This is a genomic window from Streptomyces sp. NBC_01012 (genome assembly GCF_045162755.1).
GTDB lineage: Bacteria > Actinomycetota > Actinomycetes > Streptomycetales > Streptomycetaceae > Streptomyces.
In genome coordinates this window covers 90733-111690 of record NZ_CP108688.1, presented here as the reverse complement: position 1 = coordinate 111690, position 20958 = coordinate 90733, and the positions used below count along the sequence as shown (strand labels likewise).

Below are 20958 nucleotides of genomic sequence, written 5' to 3'. Positions count from 1 at the left end.
CATGACCACGGGTGCCGAACAGGGCACACAGCCGTCACTCGCCGGGTTCAGCGGCGACACCACTGTGTCACCGCCACGCGGGTACGACCACCGGCTGCGCCAGGACGTCGCCGTCCTGGACACCTGGCTGAGCGACTACATCAGCCGGCCTCGTCCGCAGCTGCGCCGCAAGGGAGCCGTCTGCCCCTTCATGCCGGCCGCACTCCAGGCCGACGCGCTGCGCGCCGGCTTCCACTACGAGATCACCGGCAAGGACCCCGACGAACTGCACGACCTCCTGGAGGACGAACTCACCCGCTTCATGCGGACTCCCGCCGACGATCCCCTGGACAGCCTCGTCGTGGTGCTGCCCGACCTCACCGAGGACGGATACGGCGCCCTGGACGACGCCCACGCACGGCTGAAGGACACCGCTGTGCGGGGCGGCGTCATGATCGGCCAGTTCCACCCCGCCTGCGACGAACGCTCGGTCCGCAACGACGGGTTCCGGGTCTCCCGCTCCCCGCTGCCGCTGCTCGCGATCCGGCACATGGCCTCGCACGACATTCTCTTCCTGCACGAACTCCCGCACTGGTTCGACGCCTACCGCGAACGCTTCGGGGACCAGTTCGCCGAGGGACGGATCCGCGAGCCTCTGATGCTCGGCCTGTTCGCCGCGGCCGAGCGCCGCCACATCCGGCGGAAGGAATCCTGATGCGCCCCGACGAAGCCGAAGCCGCCGTCGCCGTACGTGCCCTGCTGTACGCCCCTCTGGTCTCGCGTGCCCTGTGCAGCGTGGCCGAGCTCGGCATCCCCGACATCCTGTCGCACGGCCCGCGCACCGCGGCCGAGCTGGCCCGGGACACCGGCGCCCACGAGAACGCCCTGCACCAGGTACTGACCGCGCTGACCGCCTTCGAGGTCTTCGAGGTGCTGCCTGACGGCCGCTTCGCCCTGGCTCTCCTCGGCACCGCCCTCACCCCGGGTGCACCCGGCAGCGCCCTGCCCAGCGCCCTGATGGCGCAGGCACTCTCGGCCCGCGCCTGGCAGGGCATCCCGGACACCGTACGCACGGGAACGCCCGCGTTCGACAAGGAGTTCGGCGCCGACTTCTTCACCGTCCTGGACCGACGACCCGAGCTGCGGGGCCTGTTCGACGCCACACAGGCCCGCGACGTCGAACTGGAGAGCGCGGCCGTCCTGCGCGCCCACGACTTCTCCTCGGCGGCCACCCTGATCGACGTCGGCGGCGGCGACGGCGCCCTGCTCGGCCACCTTCTGGCGGCCCACCCGGGCCTGCGCGGGGTGCTGGTCGACCGCCCTGCCGCGGCCGCCGCTGCCCGCGCCCGGTTCTCCGCCGCCGGGCTCGCCGACCGCGCCGAGGCACTCCCCGGGGACTTCTTCACCGCCGTGCCGGGTGGCGGAGACGTGTACCTGATGCGGGAGATCCTGCACGACTGGGACGACGAGCAATGCGTCACGCTCCTCGCGGCCTGCCGCCGGGCCATGCCCCCGCACGCCCGTCTCGTCGTGATCGAACTCGCGGCCGACGACCGGCCGGGCACCGACGCCGACGCCCGCACGACCGCCCTGATGACGCTGTACATGCTCTCGGTGCTGCCCGGCCGCGAGCGTACCCCTCGCGAGTTCGGGGCGCTGCTCGGTGCGGCGGGCCTGCGGCTGGACTCCGTGAGCCGGCTGACCGGACAGAAGGCCCTGCTCGTCGCGACCCCCGAACCCGCCGCCCCGTCCTTCCGTACGAGCCGTGAGCGGAGCACCGACCATGCCTGAGACCCCCGCACCTCGCCACCCGCTGACCGGCCCGCAGCTCGGCGCCTACTACGGCCATGAACTGGACCCGCTGAAGTCGACGTACAACCAGGCGTCCTACCTGGAGATCACCGGTCCGCTGCGGGCCGACCTGCTGGAGACGGCGCTCAGGAGCGCGGTCGCAGAGACCGACGCGCTGCGGATGCGGTTCGCGGCCGACGCCACCGGTCCCGTGCAGTACCCGTACGCGCCGGAGCCGTTCCCCTTCCCGGTGTTCGACGTGACCGGCGCGGACGACCCGCGGGCCGAGGCCGAGGCATGGATGCGCGCGGAGCTGGCGCGCCCCGTCGACCTGGCGACCGGGCCGACACACGCGGAGGCGCTGTTCCGGATCGGGCCCGACCGGCATCTGTGGTACCAGCGCTCCCACCATCTCGTACTGGACGGCTACGGCGTTTGGCTGCTCACCCGGCGTACGGCCGAGCTCTACGCCGCCCTGCTCGCGGGCGCCGACACGGCGGGCACACCGATGCGGCCGCTCGGCGACCTGCTCGACGAGTACTCCGCCTACCTCGGCTCCGAAGACCACGACCGTGACCGCGCCCACTGGCACCGGCGGTTTGCCGCGCGGCCGGCGCCGGTACGACTGGGCGGCCGCAGCGCCCCCGCAGGACCGGAGTACATCCTGCACCGTACCGGCGCCGGCGCCGCCGTCCTGCGGGGTCTGCACACGCTCGCCGAGCGGCTCGGACAGCGATGGACGCGCACAGCCGTCGCGGCAGTCGCCGCACATGTGCACGCGGAGACCGGACGGCGGGACCTGCTGCTGACGCTGCCCGTCACCGGGCGTACGACACCGGCCGCCCGTGAGGTGCCGGGCATGCTTGCCACGATGCAGCCCCTGCTGCTCGACCACGACCCGGACGCCACGCTGGGCGCGTTCACGGCGCAGGTCGCTGAGCGGGTCGACGAAGCGCTCGTCCACCAGCGGTACCCGTACGAGCGGCTCCGCCGCGAGTTGGGCGCCCCGGCCGACGCGCCCAAGCTCTACGGTCCGATCGTCAATGTGCTCGCGTTCTCCGCAGAGCCGACGTTCGGCGGAGCGCCGGCCGTACGGCAGTGGATCGCCATCGGGCCCGTGGACGACCTGGAGTTCATGATCCAGGAGTCGGCCACCGGGGAGCTCCAGCTCAACCTGTGGGCCAACGCCGCCGTGTACCCGGCCGAGACCGTGGCCCGCCACGGCGCCGAGGTCATCGCGCTGCTCACCCGCCTTGCCGGGGCAGACCCGGACACACCGCTCGCGCACCTCACTCGGCCGCCGCTCACCGCAGCGCCGCTCACCACCGCGACGACCGCCGGGCCGCCCACCGGCAGCGCAGGCGCGCTGTTCGCCGCCCGCGTCGCCGTGGACCCCGAGGCCCCCGCACTGCTCACCGAAGGTGAAACACCACTCTCGTACGGCGAGTTGGACCACCAGGCCGACCGGCTGTCCCGGCGTCTGGTGGAGCGCGGAGTCGGCCCCGAGAGCCTTGTGGCGCTTGCACTGCCCCGGGGCCGGACACTGACGACGGCCGTACTCGCGGTGTGGAAGGCCGGAGCCGCGTTTCTGCCCGTGGACCCCGACTATCCGCCGGACCGGGTCGAGTTCATGCTGGCCGACGCCCGTCCCGTGCTGCTGCTCACCGAACCGTCCGTCGACCTGTCGGCGGTGGAACTGGCCGGACTGCCCCGGATGACGCTCCGGAGCGACGACACCGGCCCCGAGCCGGCTGCCGCCCCGCTCCCGTCGGCCGACCCCGCCCACCCGGCCTACGTCATCTACACCTCGGGCTCCACCGGCCGTCCCAAGGGCGTCGTCGTCACCCACGCCGGGATCGCCGACCTCGTGGCCACCCAGCGGACCCGGCTGAACGCCGGACCCGGCGCCCGCGTGCTGCAGTTCGCCTCGCCCAGCTTCGACGCGGCGTTCTGGGAGATGGCGATGGGCCTGTTCAGCGGGGCGGCACTGGTGGTCGAGCCGGCCGACAGGCTGACCCCTGGGCCCGCGCTCGCCGCGACCGTGGCCCGGCACCGGGTCACCCATCTCACCGTGCCGCCCTCGGCCCTGTCCGCGATGAGCGGCCTCGACCTCCCCACCGTGACCACGCTCGTCGTCGCCGGCGAAGCGGTGACCGAGCAACTGGTGGGCAGCTGGGCACCAGGCCGCACCCTGGTCAACGCCTACGGACCGACCGAGACGACCGTCTGTGCCACCACCAGCGGCCCGCTCTCCGCCGACGCGGGCCCCGCCCCCCTCGGCACCGGCGTCCAGGGCACCCGCGTCCATGTCCTGGACGATGCCCTGCGACCGGTCGCCGCCGGCGGCACCGGAGAGCTCTACGTCACGGGGCACTCCCTCGCCCGCGGTTACCTGCGCAGGCCGGGCCTGACGGCCGCTCGCTTCGTGGCGTGCCCGTTCGGGGCGCCGGGTGAGCGTATGTACCGTACCGGCGACCTCGTGCGGTGGACGGACGACGGACAACTCGTCTTCGTGGGCCGCTCCGACGACCAGGTCAAGCTCCGCGGCCACCGGCTGGAGCTCGGCGAGGTGGAGGCCGTCCTGCGGCGCCTGCCGGGCGTCGCGCAGAACGCGGTGACCGTCCACGGCGAGCTGCTCGTCGCCTACGTCGTGGCCGCGCCCGGCGCGAGCATCGACGTCGGGGCCCTGCGCGGACACGCCGCGGGCCGCCTGCCCGAGCACATGGTGCCCGGCACCGTCGTCCTCCTGGACGCGCTCCCGCTCACCCACAACGGCAAGACGGACCGGGCGGCGCTCCCGGCACCCGACTTCCGGGCCACGTCCACCACTGCGGACGCCCGCCGTCCGTTCACCGAGCACGAGGCGTTGCTGTGCCGGCTGTTCGCCGAGGTCCTGGAGCTCACCGAGGTCGGTCCCGACGACGACTTCTTCGACCTCGGGGGCCATTCGCTGCTGGCCACCCGCCTCCTGGTGAAGATCCGTACGACCGCCGGCGGCGATCTCTCCGTCGCCGACCTCTTCGACGCACCCACCCCCGCGGGCCTCGCGGCCCGTCTGACCCCTCCGGGCAACGGGGGCGTGGTACGGCGGGAGCGGCCGGAGGTCGTGCCGTTGTCGTTCGCGCAGCGCAGGCTGTGGTTCCTGCACCGTCTCGAGGGACCGAGTGCGACGTACAACATTCCCCTGGCCCTGGAGGTGGAGGGGCCGTTGGACGTGAGGGCGCTGGAGGCGGCTGTCAATGACGTGGTCGCGCGGCACGAGCCCCTGCGGACCCTGATCAGGGAGCGCGACGGCGACCCCGAGCAGGACATCCGTGAACCGGCGCCGGATCTCGTGGTCGTCGAGTCGCAGGAGGCCGAGACGGACCGACTGCCGTACACCCTCGCACGGGCTGTGGCCCACCCCTTCGACCTCAGCCGTGAACTTCCCCTGCGTGTCACCGTGTTCCGCACCGGAGCCGACCGGCACGCGGTGCTGCTCCTCATGCACCACATCGCAGGCGACGGTGCCTCCCTGAGGCCGCTGCTGCGGCATCTGACGGAGGCGTACGCGGCACGGTCGAGCGGGCACGCGCCGCGATGGGCTGCGCTTCCTGTGACGTACACCGACTACGCCCTGTGGCAGCGGGAGCAGTTCGGGGAGGACGAGGAGCGTCCCGACCTGACGTACTGGCGCGCCGCTCTCGCCGGATTGCCGGACGCCTTGGAGCTGCCCTCCGACCGGCCCCGCCCGGCGGTCAGCAGCCACCGCGGTGCCGTGCACACCTTCCGTGTCGAACCGGAGCTCCACCAAGGCCTCCTGGCGCTGGCGCGGGAGTCGGGGGCGACGTTGTTCATGGTGGTGCAGGCGGGTCTGGCGGCGCTGTTGTCCCGGCTGGGTGCGGGGGATGACATTCCGCTCGGTACTCCGGTGGCGGGGCGGACGGATGAGAGTCTGGAGGAGTTGGTCGGGTTCTTCGTGAACACGTTGGTGTTGCGGACCGATACCTCGGGTGATCCCAGTTTCCGTGAGCTGCTGGCCCGTGTGCGTTCGACGGACCTGGAGGCGTACGCCCATCAGGATCTGCCCTTCGAGCAGTTGGTGGAGGCGCTCAACCCGGAGCGGTCCCTGTCCCGGCAGCCCCTCTTCCAGGTGATGCTGTCGCTCGACAACAACCCGTCGGCCGTCGTCACCATGCCCGGACTCCGCGTACGTACCAGGGTCGTCCGGGCCGAGGCCGCCCGAGTCGATCTGACGCTGAGCCTCAGCGAGGTGAAGGCGGGGGGCGGCATCGAAGGATCCCTGGAGTACGCCACCGACCTGTTCGAGGCGGACACCGCCGCCGCGCTCATGGCACGCCTGACAGGACTGCTCGAAGCAGCCGTGGCCGACCCGTCCGCCGCCGTGTCCGACCTGGACGTCCTCACGGCCGGCGAGGCCGCGACCCTGACCGAGGGGTGGAACGCGCCCGCGCTGCCCTCCGCGACGGAACGCACGCCCCGCACGGTCCAGGAACGGTTCACCGAGCAGGCCGCCCGTACACCGGACGCGGTCGCGCTGCGGGAGGCCGACGGCGCTACCGTCACCTATCGCGAACTGGACCAGCGGCAGCGCCTCCTCGCCGCACGGCTGCGCGCCCTCGACGTCCGACCCGGTCACCGGGTCGCCGTCCTCCAGGAGCGATCGGCGGCGCTGGTCGTCACCACACTGGCCGTGCTGGCCACCGGTGCCGCCTACGTCCCGCTGAACCCGGCCGACCCCGCGCCCCGGATGCGGCACGTTCTGGCCGAGACGGACGCCGTGGTCCTGCTCACCGACCGCGACCCGGCCGACGTTCTGCCCGAACCGGGCGTCCCGGCGGTGCGCGTCGACACACCGGGCCCGGAGGGGCCTGTAGACAACCCACCCTTCGCGGGCAGGCCCGACGATCTCGCCTACGTCATGTACACCTCGGGCTCGACCGGGGCCCCCAAGGGCATCGCCGTGACCCACGCCAACATCCTGGCCCTGGTCGACGACCGGCACTGGCGCTCGGGCGCACACAGCCGTGTCCTCCTGCACTCGCCGTACGCCTTCGACGCCTCGACCTACGAGATGTGGGTGCCGCTGCTGCACGGCGGGGAAGCGGTGCTCGCGCCCGCCGGCCGGCTCGACTCCGCCGCACTCGCCGACACCGTCGAACGGTACGACGTCCGCTCGGTGTTCCTCACCACAGCACTGTTCAACCACCTCGTCGAGGATCACCCCCACGCCTTGTCGGGGGTGCGAGAGGTCTGGACCGGCGGCGAGTTCGTCTCCCCTGCGGCGGTCCGCAGGGCCCTGGAACGCTGCCCTGACACCACGGTCGTGCATGTCTACGGGCCCACCGAAACCACCACGTTCGCGGTCTGCCACCCGCTGGCGGGGCCCGGGTCCGTCCGGGACGAAACCGTACCGATCGGCCGCGCTCTGGACGGCGACCGCTGCTTCGTGCTCGACGAGCGGCTGCGGCCCGTGCCGCCGCATGTGGTGGGCGAACTCCACATCGCGGGCGAGGGCGTGGCCCGGGGATACCTCGGTCAGCCTGGGCTGACGGCCACCCGCTTTGTGGCCTGCCCGTTCGGGGCGCCGGGCGAGCGGATGTACCGTACCGGCGACCTCGTGCGGTGGACCGGGGACGGACAGCTCGTCTTCGTGGGCCGCTCCGACGACCAGGTGAAGATTCGCGGCCACCGTATCGAGCTCGGCGAGATCCAGGCCGCCCTGCTGGACGACCCGACCGTTGCGCACGCTGTGGTGAGTGTCCTCGACGACCTCACCATCGGCCGCCGTCTTGCCGCCCATGTCGTGCCCACCGACCTCACCGATCCGCCGACAGCGGACCGGCTGCACACCCGGCTCGCGGGGCGGTTGCCGGGGTTCATGGTGCCGGGGGTGTTTGTGGTGGTGGGGGAGTTGCCGTTGACGCCGAACGGGAAGGTGGATCGGCGGGCGTTGGTGGTTCCTTCGGTGGGTGTGGTGCGGGGGGAGGGTGGTCGGTCGGCGGGGTCGCCGGAGGAGGAGATGGTGTGTCGGGTGTTCGCGGAGGTGTTGGGGCTTTCGCGGGTGGGGGTTGACGGTCATTTCTTCGAGTTGGGTGGTCATTCGCTGTTGGCGACTCGGGTGGTGGGTCGTTTGCGGTCGTTGTTCGGGGTGGATGTGTCGATTCAGGCGCTTTTTGATGCGCCGACGCCTGCTGGTCTTGTGGGTCGGTTGAGGGGGGTGTCGGGTCGGGTGCGGCCTGGTGTGGTGCGGCGGGGGCGGTCGGAGGTTGTGCCGTTGTCGTTCGCGCAGCGCAGGTTGTGGTTTCTGCATCGTCTTGAGGGGCCGGGTGCGACGTACAACATTCCGTTGGCTCTGGAGGTGGAGGGGCCGTTGGATGTGGTGGTGCTGGAGGCGGCTGTCAATGATGTGGTGGCCCGGCATGAGCCTCTGCGGACTCTGGTCGGGGAGCGGGACGGTGTTCCCCAGCAGATCATCCACGAGCCGACACCGGGTGCGGTGTCCGTGGAGACGCACGAAACCGGGACGGACGTACTGCCTTCGGCCCTCGGGGCCGCGGTGACGTATCCCTTCGATCTCGGCAGTGAACTGCCGTTGCGTGTCGATACGTTCCGGACAGCCCCCGACCGGTGGACCGTACTGTTGCTGGTGCATCACATCGCCGGGGACGGCTGGTCGCTGAGGCCCTTGCTGCGCGACCTGACCGAGGCCTACGCGGCACGGCTGGTCGGCGCGGCGCCGGAATGGACCACTCTTCCGGTGACATACACGGACTACACCTTCTGGCAGCGGGATCTGCTCGGCGACCAGGACGCGCCGGACTCCCTCGCGCACGGACAACTCGCCTACTGGCGAGAGAAGCTGGCAGGAATCCCGGAACAGCTCGCGCTGCCCACGGACCGCCCCAGGCCCGCCGTGACGAGCTTCCGGGGTGATGTGCACCGGGTGCGGTTCAGCGGCTCCCTGCACCGGGCGCTTCTGGATGTCGCGCGGGAGTCGGGGGCGACGTTGTTCATGGTGGTGCAGGCGGGTCTGGCGGCGCTGTTGTCCCGGCTGGGTGCGGGGGATGACATTCCGCTCGGTACTCCGGTGGCGGGGCGGACGGATGAGAGTCTGGAGGAGTTGGTCGGGTTCTTCGTGAACACGTTGGTGTTGCGGACCGATACCTCGGGTGATCCCAGTTTCCGTGAGCTGCTGGCCCGTGTGCGTTCGACGGACCTGGAGGCGTACGCCCATCAGGATCTGCCCTTCGAGCAGTTGGTGGAGGCGCTCAACCCGGAGCGGTCCCTGTCCCGGCAGCCCCTCTTCCAGGTGCTGGTCGTGCTGCAGAACGCGCCGGCGGCGGCATACTCCCTGCCCGGGCTGGACATCAGGCCGGTGCCGACCGTGCCCGGTGTGTCGAAGTTCGACTACTCGCTCAGCCTGCACGAGACCTACGACGCCGAGGGGCGGCCGGACGGCATCGAAGGGTACGTCGAGTACTCGACCGATCTCTTCGACCGGGCCACGGTCGTGCGTACCGTCGAGCTGCTCGACCGGCTGCTGAGTGGCTTCGCCGAGGACCGCGACCTCCCCATCGGTGAGATCGAGACGGTGACCGGCGAGGACCGTCGGCGCGTGCTGGAGACCTGGAACCAGACCGCGGCGCCACCTGCGGAGGCCGATGTACCCACACTCTTCGAGCAGCGCGTGGCCGCGGCCCCCGACAGTCCCGCGCTGCTCTTCCCGGGCGGGCAGCTCACCTACCGCGAACTGGATGTGCGGGCCGACAAGCTGGCTCATCTGCTGTTGAGGCACGGCATCGGCCGGGAGGACAGGGTCGCGCTGGCCGTGCCGCGCGGCCCGGAGACCGTCGTGGCGCTGCTCGCCGTCCTCAAGACGGGCGCCGCCTACGTGCCCGTGGACCCGGCCTATCCCGCGGCCCGGATCAGCTACCTCCTCGACGACTCGCGGCCCGCCCTCCTGGTCACCCACGGGCTCACCGATCCACGCCCGGGGGAGGGCGAGGTGCCCGCGCTGCTGCTCGACGCCCCCGAGGTCGTCGCGGCGCTCGACAACGCCCCCGCCACCGCTCCTGACCGCCCGGACGAGCCTGGACGCGCCGCATACGTCATCTACACCTCGGGCTCCACCGGCCGTCCCAAGGGGGTCGTGGTCACCCACAGCGGTGTCGCCGCCCTCGTCGCCTCGCAGCGGGAGCGCCTCGGGGCCGGCCCCGGAAGCCGCGTGCTCCAGTTCGCCTCTCCCAGCTTCGACGCGGCCTTCTGGGAGACCCTGATGGGGCTGCTGACCGGCGCCGCCCTCGTGGTGGCCCCGGCCGACCGGCTGATGCCGGGCGATCCGCTGGCCGGGCTGATCCAGGAGTTCGACGTCACCCACGCCACGCTGCCGCCGTCCGCGCTGCGCGCGCTCGATGACCGCGAACTGCCCTCGGTCCGCTCACTCGTCGTCGCGGGCGAGACCGTCCCCGCCGACCTGGTACGGCAGTGGGCGCCGGAACGCCGCATGATCAATGCGTACGGTCCGACGGAGACCACCGTCTGCGCCACCACCAGCGCCCCGCTCGGCGCCGATGACGCCCCGCCCCCCATCGGCCGCCCGCTGACCGGCACCCGGGTCTACGTTCTCGACGCGCGGCTGCGCCCGGTGCCCCCCGGGGTGCCCGGCGAGCTGTATGTGAGCGGCCCGGCGCTGGCCCGCGGTTACCTGGGCCGGCCAGGCCTGACGGCAGGCCGGTTCGTGGCCAGTCCGTTCGGGGCGCCGGGCGAGCGCATGTACCGTACCGGCGACCTCGTGCGGTGGACCGGGGACGGACAGCTGGTGTTCGTCGGGCGCACCGACGAGCAGGTGAAGATCCGCGGCCACCGTATCGAGCTCGGCGAGATCGAGACCGCGCTCGCCGAACACCCGGCGGTGGCCGCCGCCGCGGTGGCCGTCCACCGCGACCCCCAGGGCGACGCCCGTCTCACCGCGTACGTCGTCCCGGGCACCGACGGCGTTCCGGCTCTGGAAGACGCCGGGGACCGGGACCAACTGGAGTCCTGGGCCTCGGTGTTCAGCAGGCAGTACGGCGGCGATGATCCCGGTGCCGGTGCCGGATTCGGTGAGGACTTCTCAGGCTGGCACAGCACCTACGACGGCGGTCCCATCCCGCTCGACGACATGCGGGAGTGGCGCGCCGCGGCCGTGGACGCCATCCGTGCGCTCGAACCCCGGCGGATCCTGGAGATCGGCGTCGGCAGTGGACTGCTTCTCGCACCGCTGCTCGACCACTGCGAGACGTACTGGGGTACCGACGTCTCGCCCGAAGCGGTCGCCGCCCTCGGCTCCCGGCTGGCCGCCGCCCGTCCCGACGCCGTGGACCGGGTTCGGCTCACCGCCCTCGCGGCCGACGCCGTGGACACCCTGCCCGAGGGTGAGTTCGACACGGTCGTGCTCAACTCCGTCGCCCAGTACTTCCCGAGTGAGCGCTACCTCGTCGACGTCCTCCACAGCGCGGTCCGGCTGCTGGCCCCTGGCGGCGCCCTCTACCTGGGCGACGTCCGGGACCTCAGGTCGGCGAAGCGGCTGCACCTGGCCGCGCAGACCGGACGCCTCGGCGCGGCCGCACCTGCCGAGGAGGTGCGTACCGCGGCCGGCCTCGCCCTCGCGGAGGAGAAGGAACTGCTGGTGGACCCGGCGCTGTTCACCCACTTCGCCGCCATGTCCCCGGATCTCGGGGGCGCCGACATCCGTGTCAAGCGCGGACTCAGGCACAACGAACTCACGCGCTATCGCTACGAGGTGGTGCTCCACAAGAAGCCCGCCGACGCGCTGCTGAGCGTTGCCGACGCTCCTCGCACGACCTGGGAAGAGCTCGGCGGCTCGGCCGAGGCGCTGGCCGCCGCGCTGTCGGCGCGGCGTCCTGAGCTGCTGCGGGTGACAGGTGTGCCCAACGCCCGTACGGCGAGCGACCTCAGTGACGAGTCGGCCGCCGAGGGTCCCGAGCCCGACGGCCCCGAGCCCGACGAGCTGGCCGAACTCGGCGGACGACTCGGCTACGACACCGCCGTCACCTGGTCCGCCGACCGGCGCGAGAGCGAACTCGACCTCGTCCTCGTCGCCAGGGCGACCCTGTCCGCCCGCCCGCTGGCCGGCACCCACCGGACGGACACCCCGGTCACCGGCCCGCTCACCAACACCCCGTCCGCCGCACCGCGCTCCAGTCGGCTGAAGGCCGAGCTGCGGGCTCATCTCGCGGGGCGGTTGCCGGGGTTCATGGTGCCGGGGGTGTTTGTGGTGGTGGGGGAGTTGCCGTTGACGCCGAACGGGAAGGTGGATCGGCGGGCGTTGGTGGTTCCTTCGGTGGGTGTGGTGCGGGGGGAGGGTGGTCGGTCGGCGGGGTCGCCGGAGGAGGAGATGGTGTGTCGGGTGTTCGCGGAGGTGTTGGGGCTTTCGCGGGTGGGGGTTGACGGTCATTTCTTCGAGTTGGGTGGTCATTCGCTGTTGGCGACTCGGGTGGTGGGTCGTTTGCGGTCGTTGTTCGGGGTGGATGTGTCGATTCAGGCGCTTTTTGATGCGCCGACGCCTGCTGGTCTTGTGGGTCGGTTGAGGGGGGTGTCGGGTCGGGTGCGGCCTGGTGTGGTGCGGCGGGGGCGGTCGGAGGTTGTGCCGTTGTCGTTCGCGCAGCGCAGGTTGTGGTTTCTGCATCGTCTTGAGGGGCCGGGTGCGACGTACAACATTCCGTTGGCTCTGGAGGTGGAGGGGCCGTTGGATGTGGTGGTGCTGGAGGCGGCTGTCAATGATGTGGTGGCCCGGCATGAGCCTCTGCGGACTCTGGTCGGGGAGCGGGACGGTGTTCCCCAGCAGATCATCCACGAGCCGACACCGGATCTCGTCCGGGTCTGGCGACGGGACGTGGCACCCGAGGATGCGGAGTCCGTGCTGGGCGGGGCGGTGACCCATCCCTTCGACCTGAGCCGTGAACTTCCCCTGCGTGTCGAGGCCCTCCGGCACGGCCCCGAGCGGTGGTCGGTGTTGCTGCTGGTGCATCACATCGCCGGGGACGGCTGGTCGCTGAGGCCCTTGCTGCGCGACCTGACCGAGGCCTACGCGGCACGGCTGGTCGGCGCGGCGCCGGAATGGACCACTCTTCCGGTGACATACACGGACTACGCCCTGTGGCAGCGGGACCTGCTCGGCGACGAGAACGAGCCAGGCACTCTCGCCGCCCGACAACTCGCCTACTGGCAAGAGACCTTGACGGGCGTTCCGGAACAGCTCGCACTTCCCGCCGACCGCGCCAGGCCGGCCGAGCCCAGCTACCGGGGCGACATGCGGCACTTCTTCATCGAGCCGGACCTGCACCGGGCGCTTCTGGATGTGGCGCGGGAGTCGGGGGCGACGTTGTTCATGGTGGTGCAGGCGGGTCTGGCGGCGCTGTTGTCCCGGCTGGGTGCGGGGGATGACATTCCGCTCGGTACTCCGGTGGCGGGGCGGACGGATGACAGCCTGGAGGAGCTGGTCGGGTTCTTCGTGAACACGCTGGTGCTGCGGACCGATACCTCGGGCGACCCCAGTTTCCGTGAGCTGCTGGCCCGCGTCCGTGCAACCGACCTGGAGGCGTACGCCCATCAAGACCTTCCCTTCGAACAACTGGTGGACGCGGTCGGCGCCGAGCGGTCCATGGCGTACAACCCTCTGTTCCAGGTGATGCTGGCCCTGGACAACAACGCCGACACCGCCGTGGAGCTGCCGGGGCTTCGGGTGCGCCCCAGGCCGGTGGCCACACGGGCCGCGCGCTTCGACCTCACGGTCGGGCTGAGCGAGCGGGTCGTGGGAGACCAGGGGGGAGAGGGCGTCCAGGGCAGCGTCGAGTACAGCACCGACCTGTTCGACGCTGCGACCGTCGACGCGTTCGCGGCCCGGCTGCTGCGCTTGCTGGGGCAGGCGGTGGCCCGGCCCGACGTACCCTTCGGCGACCTGGAGATCCTCGCCGATGAGGAGTACGCGGCGCTGGCGACGGCCGGCCGTTCCCCGGCCGCCCCCGAGGCCACGGGGCCCGAACTGTTCGAGGAACGGGTCCGGGAGGCGCCGCACGCGGTCGCGGTGACGGCGGGGCGCGAGCAGCTCACGTACCGGAAGCTGAACGAGTCCGCGAACCGGCTGGCGCGGGTGCTGATCGAGCGCGGGGCCGGTCCCGACGCAGTGGTGGCGGTCCGGATTCCACGTGGGCCCCGGCTCGCCGAGGCGATGCTCGCCGTACTGAAGTCGGGCGCGGCCTATCTTCCGCTCGACCCGGCCTATCCACCCGACCGCATCGCGTACATGCTCGACGACGCCCGGCCGGTGTTGCTCGTCGGGCCGGCCACCGAAGCCCCGGTGCCGTTCCTCGACCTCGACACCGAGGAGACGCGTGCGGCCCTGGATTCGGCGTTCCCGCACGACCTGGACGACTCCGAGCGGCGTGCGCCCCTGCGCCCCGCCCATATCGCCTACGTCACCTACACCTCCGGCTCGACGGGGCGGCCCAAAGGGGTCGAGGTACCGCATCGGGGTGTCGCCAACCTGGTCGCCGCCTCCGCGGGGGAGCTGGGCGGGGTCGGGCCGGGCAGCCGGGTGCTGCAGTTCGCCTCACCGAGCTTCGACGGGGCGTTCTGGGAGATCGGCGGCACGCTGCTGGCCGGCGGATGTGTGGTCATGCACCCCACGGGTGCCTGGAACGCGGCCGAGGACCTCGTCCCGCTGGTGACCTCGCAGAAGGTGACGCATCTGGCCATCCCACCGTCCGTGCTGGCGATCCTGCCGGACGACGCGCTGCTCCCGGAGACCACGCTGTTCGTCGTCGGCGAGGCCTGCCCGCCCGCGCTGGTGGAGCACTGGGCGCCCCGCTGCCGGATGCTCAACTCCTACGGCCCCACCGAGACCACCGTCTCCGCGACCGTCACCGAACCGCTCACCGGTGGCGGCAACCCGCCCATCGGAACCCCCATCCGCGGGGTGCGTGCCCATCTGCTGGACGGACGGCTGCGGCCGGTGCCGCCCGGCGTGGTGGCCGAGGTGTACCTCGGCGGCGCGGGCGTGGCCCGCGGCTACCGGAACCGGCCCACCATCACCGCGGAACGCTTCGTGGCCGACCCCTGGGGTGAGCGGGGCAGCCGGATGTACCGTACGGGCGACCTCGCGAGGCGCCTGCCGGACGGACAGCTGGAGTTCGTCGGCCGGGTGGACGAGCAGGTCAAGATCCGTGGCTATCGCATCGAACTCAACGAGATCGGGACCGTGCTGGCCGCGCACCCCGACGTCGCGCAGGCCGCGGTCGCCGTGCACACCGGCCCGCGCACGAGCCGCCTCGTCGGTTACGTCGTACCCGCGCGGGACGGGGCCGGCCCGGACAGCGCCGGGCTGCGGGCCTTCGTCGCGCGGACGCTGCCCGATTACATGGTCCCGGCCGCCTTCGTCACGCTGGACCGGTTGCCGCTGTCACCCAACGGCAAGCTGGACCGGGCCGCTCTGCCCGCTCCGGAGCCTGCCGGCGCCGTCGACGGGCGGGCGCCCCGCGGTCCGGTCGAGGAGACACTGTGCGCCATCGTGCGCGAGGCGCTCGGGATGCCGGACGCCGGTGTGGCGGCCGACTTCTTCGATCTCGGCGGCGACAGCATCACCGCCATCCAGGTCAGCAGCCGGGCCCGGGCCGCCGGACTCTCACTGTCGCCCAAGGATGTCTTCAGGCACCGCACCGTCGCCGCCCTGGCCCTCGTCGCCACGGAGACAGGTACGGCCGTACAGGCGGACGACGGCACCGGAGAGATCGCACCGACGCCGGTGATGCGATGGCTGCACGGGCTCGGCGGACCCACCGACCGGTTCCACCAGTCGATGCTGCTGCGGACGCCGGAGGGCGTACCCGAGGACACGGTGGAGGCCGTGCTCCAGACCCTGCTCGACCACCACGACATGCTGCGGCTGCGCCGGGATGAGGACGGGCGGCTCGTCGTCCCGCCCGCGGGCAGCGTCCGCGCCGTCCAGCTGCTGCGCCGCGTGGACCTCTCCGGACGCGGTGAGCAGGAGCGTGCCCGTGCGGTCGCCGATGAGTCGGCGCGCACGGTCGGTGAACTCGCCCCCGCCGAAGGCCGCACGGTGGCCGCCGTCCGGTTCGACCACGGGCCCGGGGAGGCCGGACGACTGTTCCTTGCCGTGCACCATCTCGCGGTCGACGGCGTCTCCTGGCGGATCCTGCTGGAGGACATGGCCGAGGTGGGCCGAGCGCTCACCGAGGGCCGCGAGCCACGCCCACAGCCGGTCATCACCTCCTTCAGGCGCTGGTCGGAGCTGCTGGCCGCCGAGTCCGACAGCCCTCACCGCACCGCCGAACTGCCCCACTGGCTGGCCACGGTGGCCGAACCCGCGCCGCTCGCCCCCGGCCTCGACCCGGTTCCCGGACGCGACGTCACCCGTACGATCCGGCGCCGCGTCGACAGCCTTGACGCGGGCACCGGCCGGGCGCTGCTCACCACCGTCGCCACGGCATTCCACTGCGGCCCGGACGAACTGCTCCTGACCGCCCTGGCATTGGCCGTGGCCCGGTGGCGCCGGGACCGTGGCGCACCGGCCGGCGGACTGCTCGTCGAGCTGGAGGGGCACGGAAGAGCGGACCTGGATGGCACAGACACCTCACGCACGGTCGGCTGGTTCACCAGCGCGCACCCGGTCCGGCTCGACCTCGCGCACATCGACCCGAACGAGGCCCTGAGCGGCGGCCCCGCCCTCGGTGACGCAGTGAAGCGGACCAAGGAGCAGGTGCGGTCCGCCCCCGGCGACCGTATCGGTGAGGGTCTGCTGCGCCACCTCAATCCGCGCACCGCGCCCCGGTTCGCCGGCCTGGCCGTGCCGCGCGTCGGCTTCAACTACCTGGGCAGGCTGCCCTCCGGCGGCCCGGCCGCCGACTGGACGGTGGACCCCGCCCCGGGCGCCTTCGGCGGCGGCGCCGACCCGGACCTGCCCGCGGTGCACACCCTCGACCTGAACGTTGTCGCCGAGGACCGTCCCGAGGGACCGGTCCTGCGCGCCGGGTGGACCTGGCCGGGCGCGCTGCTCGACGAGAGCGACGTGACGACGCTCGCCGACGCCTGGCTGGCGGCACTGGGCGCGCTCGCACGACACGACACGGGCGACGCGGGGCGCACACCGTCCGACGTTCCGCTGGTCGGCCTCAGCCAGGACCAGCTCGACCGCATCGAAGCAGCTTGGAGGTCCCCGAGGTGAACGACCGGTCCGGACTGAGCGACATCCTGCCGCTCTCCCCGCTGCAGGAAGGCCTGTTCTTCCACAGTCACTACCACCCGGACGGGACGGACGTCTACGTCACGCAGCTCGTCCTCGACCTCACCGGACCCCTCGACGCCGCCGCACTGCGGCGGTCTGCCGAGGCACTGCTGGTGCGCCATCCCCATCTGGGCGCGGCGTTCTGGACCGAGGGCCTCGACAGGCCGGTCCAGGTCGTGCCGCGTACGGTCGAACTCACCTGGCGGCCGGTCGACCTGAGCGGTCTGGCGGAACCGGAACGGACGGCGCGGGCCGAGGCCTTCCTCGCCGACGACCGAGCCCGACGCTTCGACCTCGCGACCCCACCGCTGCTGCGCACCGCCCTGCTCCGGCTGGGACCGGAGCACCACCGCTTCGTACTCACGGTCCATCACATCCTCCTGGACGGCTGGTCCACGCCCGTGCTGGTCCGCGAACTCTTCGCGCTCCACGACGCCGGCGGTACACCGTCCGGCCTACCGCCCGCCCCGCCCTACCGCGATTATCTGGCCTGGGTGGCCCGGCAGGACGGAGCAGCCGCCCGCGAGGCCTGGCGCACCGAACTCGCCGGGGTCGACGAGCCCACCCTGCTCGCCCCGCACGGCGCCGGGTCCACCGCACCGCAGGTCCCGAAACGCCGTACGGCCGACCTCGACGAGGACCTCACCCGGAGGCTCACCGACCTCGCCCGTGCGCGCGGGCTGACCCTGAGCAACCTGGTGCAGGCTGCCTGGGCGGTGCTGCTGGGCCGGCTCACCGGCCGCGACGACATCGTCTTCGGCACCGTGGTCTCCGGGCGGCCGGCCGAACTGCCCGGCGTCGACAGCATGGTGGGGCTGTTCATCAACACGGTGCCCACCCGGGTCCGTACGCCCGCCGCCGCGTCCCTCGTCTCGGTGGCCGTCGAGGCCAGGGACCGCCATCTGGCGACGAGCGGACACCACCATCTACCGCTCGCCGACATCCAGAAGGCCGCCGGGGTCACCGAGCTCTTCGACACCATCGTCGTCTTCGAGAACTACCCCACAGGATCCGCCGCCCTCACTGCGGGGCAGCTGACCGTCACCGGTATCTCGGGCCACGACGCCACCCACTACCCGCTGATGCTGGCCGTCGTCCCCGGCGCGCGGCTGCATCTACGGCTCGACCACCGCCCCGACGTGATCGACGACGAGCGGGCCGAAGAGATCATGGCCGCACTGCACGCGGTTCTCACCGCCTTCGCCGTCGACCCGGAACAAGCCACGGGCCGCGTCGAACCGCTGCCGACCACGCACCTGCGGCAGGTGCTCACCGACTGGAACGACACCGCCCGGGCGGTGCCCGACAACACCCTCGCCGGTCTCCTCGACAACTCCTTCCGCCGCCGACCGGGGGACGTGGCCCTCGTCCTCGGCGACGAGGAGCTGACGTACGCCGAACTCGACTCGCGGGCAGCACGGCTGGCCCGGTACCTGATCGAGCGGGGTGCGGGCCCCGAGAGGATCGTCGCGCTCGCCGCCGACCGCTCCGTTCCGCTCGTCGTCGCCCTGCTCGCCGTCGTCCGCACCGGCGCCGCCTACCTGCCCGTGGACCCGGACTACCCGGCCGAGCGGATCACCGGCATGCTCGACGACGCCAGGCCCGCCCTGCTGCTCACGGACAGCGCCGCCGTCGGCCGACTGCCCGCAGCCGACTGGACCGTGCTCGACGACCCCGGCCTCCAGGCCCGCATCTCCGAGTACTCCGCCGCGCCGGTGAACGTCGCGGTCACCGGACAGACAGCCGTGAACGTCGTCTACACATCCGGCTCCACCGGCCGCCCCAAGGGTGTCATCGGCACGCAGCGCGGCCTGGTCAACCGCATGGCCTGGTTCGCCGAGCTGTACTCGTTCGACGCGAACGACCCCGTGTGCGCGAAGAGTTCTATCAGTTTCATCGACGGCACCGTGGAGATCCTGCAGACCCTCGTGCACGGCGGCCGTGTCGTCCTCGCCGACGCCGCCACCGCGAAGGACCCGGCCGCACTCGCCGACCTGATCGGCAAGAGCGGCACCCGTGTGCTGACCGCCGTGCCGAGTCTGCTCCAGGCACTGCTGCACGAGGAGGAGGCCGGTGCGGGGCGGCTGACATCGCTGCGGCTGGTGCTCAGCAGCGGCGAGCCCATGCCGCCCGGGCTGCCCGCCCGCCTTGCCCGCAGCTGCCCCGACGCCCGGCTGATCAACTTCTGCGGCTGCACCGAGGTCAGCAGCGAGAGCCTGTACGCCCATTGCACCGCGCACGACCAGTCCATCGGCCGCCCGCTGTGGAACACCCGCGCCCTCGTCCTCGACTCCGCCCTGCGCCCGGTGCCCCCGGGCACGCCCGGCGAGCTCTACTACGGCGGCATCGGCGTGGGGCGCGGCTACCTGGGCCGGGTGGCGGCCACCGCCGAACGCTTCGTCGCCGACCCTTTCGGACGACCCGGCGCCCGGATGTACCGCACCGGCGACCTGGTGATGTGGCGGCCCGACGGCAGCCTCGCCTTCCTGGGGCGCGCCGATGACCAGCTGAAGGTACGCGGGGTGCGCGTCGAGCCCGGTGAGGTCGAGGCCGTACTCGCCACCCACCCGGGAGTCACCGAGGCCGCGGTGGCCGCCCGGGACCTGCCCGGCGCCGCACGAGCCCTCGTCGGCTACGTCGTCCAGGGGGGCGGCGGCGCCCCCCTGGACCCGGTCGCGCTGCGCCGCCACGCCGCCGCCCGGCTGCCCGCGGCCATGGTGCCGGGCGCCCTGGTCGTCGTGGACGCCCTGCCGCGCACCCCGAACGGAAAGGTCAACAGGCGCGCCCTGCCCGCGCCCGACCCGGCCGCGGCGCGTACGGCGCCCCCTTCGGGCCCCGACGAGCAGGTGCTGTGCGAACTGTTCGCGGAAGTGCTCGAACTGCCCCGGGTGGGCCCGCAGGACGACTTCTTCGCGCTCGGCGGACACTCCCTGCTGGCCACCAGACTCGCCGCCCGGGCCCGCTCCGTGCTCGGGGCGGAGCTCGGCCTGCGCACCCTGTTCGAGGCGCCCACCCCGGCCGGGCTCGCGACTCGGCTCGGCGGTGGCGAGGGGCGTGACGCATGGTCCGTACTCCTGCCACTGCGCTCCACCGGCACCAGGCCCCCGCTGTTCTGCCTGCACCCCGCCGGCGGATTCAGCTGGTGCTACACGGGCCTGCTCCGCCATCTGCCGCCCGACCGGCCGGTCTACGGAATCCAGGCGCGCGGCCTGAGCGAACCCGAGCACATCCACGACGGCGTTGAGCGGATGGCCGACGACTACTGCGCCCGCATACTCGACGTCGCGCCCACCGGCCCGTTCCACCTGCTCGGCTGGTCCTTCGGCGGGCAGCTCGCCCAGGCCGTCGCGGCCCGGCTGCGGGGGGCAGGCCACCAGGTCGGGCTGCTGGCCATGCTCGACTCCTATCCGCCCGAGGCGCTGCCGGCCGATGAGCCGGCGGACCGAGGCGAGGTACTGCGCTTCCTGTTCGCCGAGTACTTCGGCGTCGAGCCGCCCGACCGTGCTGAAGGACCGCTCGACCCGGCCCGTGCCGCCCGGATGCTCCGCGCCGCAGGTCTCGCCGATTTCACCGACGACCACCTGGCGGCCATCGCCGACGTGCTGTCCGCCGGCGCCCGTGCCGCCCGCGACCATGAGCCCACCCCTTACGACGGCGACCTGCTGCACTTCCGCGCCACCCTCGGCAGGCCTGAGGGCCTGCCCGAAGCGGGTGCGTGGCGGCCGCACGTCACCGGACGGATCGAGAGCCATGACATCGCCACCACCCACGGCCGGATGACCCGGCCCGACGAACTCGCACAGCTCGGCCCGATCGTACGGGCCAGGCTGGACGCCGCGGGGTGACGCCGGCCGACTCGCTACGCCTCTGACCTCCGACCCGTT

Annotated in this window: 4 protein-coding genes; all 4 read left to right on the top strand. The window is 72.4% G+C overall.

Annotation, left to right across the window (positions count from 1 at the left end):
* The first annotated feature begins 1 nt into the window (after position 1).
* From OG623_RS00440 to OG623_RS00425, 4 genes are read left to right on the top strand one after another with little or no spacing between them, the layout of a single operon-like run.
* Positions 2–694 (top strand): DUF6875 domain-containing protein, encoded by a 693-nt coding sequence (locus OG623_RS00440; protein ID WP_406143205.1) that lies wholly within the window; start codon positions 2–4, stop codon positions 692–694.
* Entirely contained in the window at positions 694–1770 is a 1077-nt protein-coding gene (locus tag OG623_RS00435; RefSeq protein ID WP_406143204.1) for a methyltransferase, read from the top strand. Before OG623_RS00440 ends, OG623_RS00435 begins: the two co-directional genes overlap by 1 nt.
* Entirely contained in the window at positions 1763–17014 is a 15252-nt protein-coding gene (locus OG623_RS00430) for an amino acid adenylation domain-containing protein (protein WP_406143202.1), read from the top strand. The genes OG623_RS00435 and OG623_RS00430 overlap by 8 nt, the downstream gene beginning before the upstream one ends.
* Positions 17011–20919: an amino acid adenylation domain-containing protein gene (locus OG623_RS00425; protein ID WP_406143200.1), complete on the top strand. Its 3909-nt coding sequence runs from the start codon at positions 17011–17013 to the stop codon at positions 20917–20919. Before OG623_RS00430 ends, OG623_RS00425 begins: the two co-directional genes overlap by 4 nt.
* Positions 20920–20958: the final 39 nt, after the last annotated feature.